Here is a 4268-nt window from a genome sequence, read left to right as displayed (position 1 = left end):
AAAGATAAAAACATTACCGATAACAAAAAGAATGCTGATTTCGATGGCAAAAAACAGACGCGGGACGTTGGGGATGCTTCCGGGGAGAGAAGGGCTCCGAAGAGGAATGATAAGTCCGGTTCTGTTTCTGGTCCCGATACGGAAAACATGGCCGATAACGCCAGGTCGGCATCCCAAAAACGTCCGCGTCGGAGGGGCAGGAGTGCTGCGGGACATAAGACCGGTAATGAAAAAGCTCCCAAGTTGGACGAAAAGGATCTGAAGGTTAAGAGTGATATCGATACCGGTATCGATATCCATGACGAAGTTGTGGGGGTAGAACCACCCGGGAGGGCGGATGAGGCGGGGCCTGACGCACCGAATGGAGATGAGCTGCCCGCCGCCCAGAAAACGGGGCGGGGGAAGCGCAGAAAAAATCCCTACTCGTCCCTCGAGTACGGTTCCGTGCAGATGATGTCCTCGCTTCGGGGCTTCGCTCCGATGGGGATGCTCTTCGTGCTCATGGACGTCCTCAGAGGTCAGGAGGAGGGGCTGATTCACATCAATCAGCTGGCGCAGTCCCTGTCCATAGGCAAGCCCTCCCTGCTGGCCCAGCTCGAGAACCTCGAGGCTGCGGGCCTGATCCGCACGCTCTCCAGCTCCCGAATGGGGCGTCACGTCGAGCTGCTCTCCCCGAACCTGGTGCGGAACACGGGCAGCGGGGATGGCGGGGCGGAGAGTTCCCCCTTTACCGGCCTGCTGCCCGTTCCTCCCTCTGTCGTCGGAGAGGAAGCGGGGGGGCAGTTCTCCGCCTCGAAGCTGGAGGGGCTGGCGCGATACCTCCAGAGGCGCGGCGTCGAGATCGTTTACATTCCCGACGAGTCCGACCTGGACCCCCGCGTCTCTCAGATCGCGGGTTTTCTGGGAAAATATCTCTCCTATGTCCTTCCCTTTTACGAGACCCTGAAGGCCACGCTGAACGAGGGGGAGGAGTTCACCTATTCCCTGGCCGGGCTGAACGGCCGCGACGTCACCCATACTCTGAACCTGTGCCGGATGCTTCGGGAGGTGGATTTCCTGGCCTCGTACGCCTACCGGCGCGCGCCCCACTACAAGATCGTGGCACGGGTGAACCGCACGCCGATGGCCATCAACTTCCTCACCGGCGGGTGGCTGGAGCACTTCATCCGCGACAAGGTGGTCTCCATCCTCACGACCCACCCCGCCACTCTGGACCTGCCCTATGCCTTCATGAAGAACCCGCGCATCGTCCTCCCGGGCGGGGAGGACTTCGAGCTCGACCTGCTGCTGAGCGTCGGGGAAAGGATATTCTGGATCGAGGCCAAGACCGGCGAGTACATGGACTTTCTGCCCAAGTACTCCCGGGTCTCCAAGGTGCTGGGGCTGAACCGCAACACGTCCATGCTGGTCAGCGTCGGGGCCTTGGCGCCGGCGGACAACCTATCTGCCCGCTACGAGCTGAGCTGCTGCAACCTGGACGAGTTTGCGGACGTGTTCAGGATCAACCTAGTGCGGGAGCTCCAGCAGGGCTCCATCCGGCGCCGGAGGGGCTGAGGATGACAACGCGGAAGGACCCCACCTTGGATGGTGGGGTCCTTCCGCCCTGCGTCCGGCTTGGCCATGCCGCCGTTTCCTTCGGGGGCCCCGTTTTGAAGCGGGGCGCTCTTCATTCGGCGCCAGGCTCCGCTCGAGAGGCGGCCTTTTCGACCAGCCGCTTCCCCAGCTCGCGGGCGCTAAGGGTTGGCCGACGCGGGCTTGCTCGGTGTCGGAGCGGCGGAGCGGCTCTGCTCCTGCTGCCTGCGGAACTCCTCGATGCGGTTCATCCTCTCCCCGAAGAACCACGTCTCGATCTCCTGCTCCAGCTGCATCGCCCGATCATGGAGCTTGGTTGCCGCGTCCCGGTCGATGGGGGAGCGGGAGAGCGCGTCCCTCAGGTCGATCCGGAGCTTCGCCAGCTCGTTGGCCTTGGCACGGATATCCTCCGGCATGTTCGAGGCGTACCGGCCCCTCATCCCGTCCATCCCTCCGATGCATTCCGGATGCCGGCCCTGCCGAAGGTCCCGGCCGTTGGAGAGCTCCGGCTGCAGGCAGTTCCCGATGCCGTCGTCGTAACAGCCTCCCCTGTGTCTCCTGCAGCCCCAGGCCATTGCCGTTCCGGCTGTGCCCAGCAGGCTGACGACCAATACCGCGATAACGACCTTTTTCATCAATAACGACCTCCCGTCGATTTGTCGCGGGGCTTGTCCCCCCGTTCGATGAGAACAGGATAGCTCCCCGATGTGAAGACAATGTGAATGCGGGGCGGGAAGGTCCGCGTCGGCGGTCGCAACCAGGTCTTGCATTTTTTCGAAAATGCCCTAAAATACCCTTCCAGCTTCGAAGTAAGCCGGCAAAGACCAAAAGCAAATCATTCCTCTCGCGCTGAGGCAACCTGTCCGGGAATAGGCGGAGCCGCAATACCAGGTAATCAAGCTATTTCTTGGTGTGGGGGGAATGTAGGATGGCGTCGTTGTGCCGTCGGCCGGGACTTTTCTCGGCTATTACCGTTTTGCTCGTCAGCGCCCTTATCGTCACTTTCGGGGTGGTCGACATCCGCCTGGAGTCGGGCACGCACATCGGGCTGGGACTTCCGGCCCAGGTACCTCTGCTCTTTGCGGCGATCTTTACCGCCCTGTTCGGTTTCCTCGTCTTGAAGGTCTCCTGGATCGACCTGGAACGCGGCATCTGTTCCGCCGTACAGGTCTCCATCCAGGCCATTCTGATCCTCGTCCTCGTGGGCTGTCTGGTCGGTTCCTGGATTCACAGCGGCGTGGTCGCGACCATGATTTACTACGGGCTCGACATCATGAATCCCCACTATTTCTATTGTGCGGCGCTCCTGATCTGCATCGTCGTCTCGATCGCGACGGGGTGCTGCTGGACCACGAGCAGCACCGTCGGGGTGGCGCTGATCGGCATCAGCGCCGGACTGGGGCTCCCCCTTCCCGTCTCCGCCGGGTTCATCATCTCGGGGGCCTACTTCGGCGACAAGATGTCGCCGCTCTCCGACACCACCAACCTCGCGCCCGCCGTCTCGGGCAGCGAGCTCTTCGACCATATCCGCGCGATGATGTGGACGACCCTGCCCACGCTGCTGATCGTCGTGGTCATCTCCCTCCTCATGGGCAGCGCCGTCCGGGAGATGGACAACAGCCGTGTGGAGCTGATCCAGGGCATGATGAGGGCGGAGTTCCGCATCTCCGCCTGGGGCATCGTCCCCCCCGCGGTCATCCTGGTGATGGCGCTGTTGAAGATCCCCGCCATCCCCGGCATCGTCGGCGGGCTCTGCGCCGGATTGCTGTTGTCCCTGTTTCAGGGCGCCTCGCTTCACGAGGCCCTGAAAGTCTTCTTCTATGGCTACGAGCCGTCGCAGCTGAGCGCCTTCGCCGCGGCGACGACGCCGGAGGCGGTCAGGGCAGCCGCAGCCGGAGCCGGGACGCTGTTCGCGTCGGTCCCGGACCCCGCCGAGTTCGCCAAGGTCGGCGGGCTTTTGACGCGGCTCTTCACGCGCGGAGGGATGACCTCGATGCTGGAGACGATCTGCCTGATCGTGGTGGCGCTCTCCCTGGGGGGCATCATGGAGGCCTGCGGCTTCCTGGACGTGATTCTGGAGGCCCTGATGCGCCGCGTCCGTTCCGTGTTCGGGCTCGTCGCGTCGGTGATCGCGTCCTCCTTCGTGGCCAACGTGTTCCTGAGCGAGCAGTACCTTGCGATCATCGTCCCGGGACGCATGTTCCGCAGGGCGTTCGACGAACGCTCCTGGGACGGGCGCAGGCTGGCGCCCTCCATGCTCTCCCGCTCGCTCGAGGACAGCGGCACCATGACCTCCGTCCTTGTGCCCTGGAATACCTGCGGAGTCTACGTCAGCGCCGTTCTGGGCGTCCCCACCCTGGCCTACGCGCCCTACTGTTTCCTGAACTGGCTGAACCCCATCATCGCCCTTGCGATGACCTGGCTGGGGATCGCCGTCGTCTGGCGGCACGGGGAGCGGCCCCACGCCGCCCCGGGGGCCCTGCCGGCGGATCCCTGAAAAAGCCTTGACAGATTCGTTCCGAATCTATAAAATACTCCAGCATTAAAGATCGCGTGGGGCATGGAAGCCCTTGGGTTTTCGATTGGCTCCACAACTTGTTTTTCGGCTCGAAAGGAGGTCCGCACCGATGTCTTGCAGCGTTCGTATCGTTCTCGCTCTTATTATTCGGCAGCTTATTCGCGGGTCCTCTTTGGGA

The 4268-nt window shown here is 62.7% G+C and carries 4 protein-coding genes; 3 read left to right on the top strand and 1 reads right to left on the bottom strand.

The window, feature by feature from the left end:
- Positions 1 to 262, top strand: a 262-nt coding sequence (locus tag Q0176_RS06515; RefSeq protein WP_299300439.1) for a hypothetical protein, incomplete at its 5' end; no start/stop codon positions are given.
- 47 nt (positions 263 to 309) lie between these two features.
- The gene (locus Q0176_RS06510) at positions 310 to 1554 is read left to right on the top strand and encodes a hypothetical protein (protein WP_299300437.1); all 1245 of its coding nucleotides are present in this window, start codon (positions 310 to 312) and stop codon (positions 1552 to 1554) included.
- Positions 1555 to 1733: 179 nt separating this feature from the next.
- On the opposite strand, the gene Q0176_RS06505 is transcribed toward Q0176_RS06510, so the two are convergent.
- Positions 1734 to 2207: a hypothetical protein gene (locus tag Q0176_RS06505; RefSeq protein ID WP_299300435.1), complete on the bottom strand. Its 474-nt coding sequence runs from the start codon at positions 2205 to 2207 to the stop codon at positions 1734 to 1736.
- 293 nt (positions 2208 to 2500) lie between these two features.
- Here Q0176_RS06505 and nhaC point away from each other — a divergent pair, with 293 nt between their 5' ends.
- Positions 2501 to 4069, top strand: a complete 1569-nt coding sequence (gene nhaC, locus Q0176_RS06500) for a Na+/H+ antiporter NhaC (protein ID WP_299300433.1) — start codon at positions 2501 to 2503, stop codon at positions 4067 to 4069.
- The last annotated feature ends 199 nt before the right edge of the window (positions 4070 to 4268 follow it).

Source organism: uncultured Fretibacterium sp. (genome assembly GCF_938040765.1).
In the GTDB taxonomy this organism is placed as follows: Bacteria; Synergistota; Synergistia; order Synergistales; family Aminobacteriaceae; genus CAJPSE01.
The sequence above is the reverse complement of the archived record's forward strand: the minus strand, read 5'-3'. Positions and strand labels throughout refer to the sequence as shown.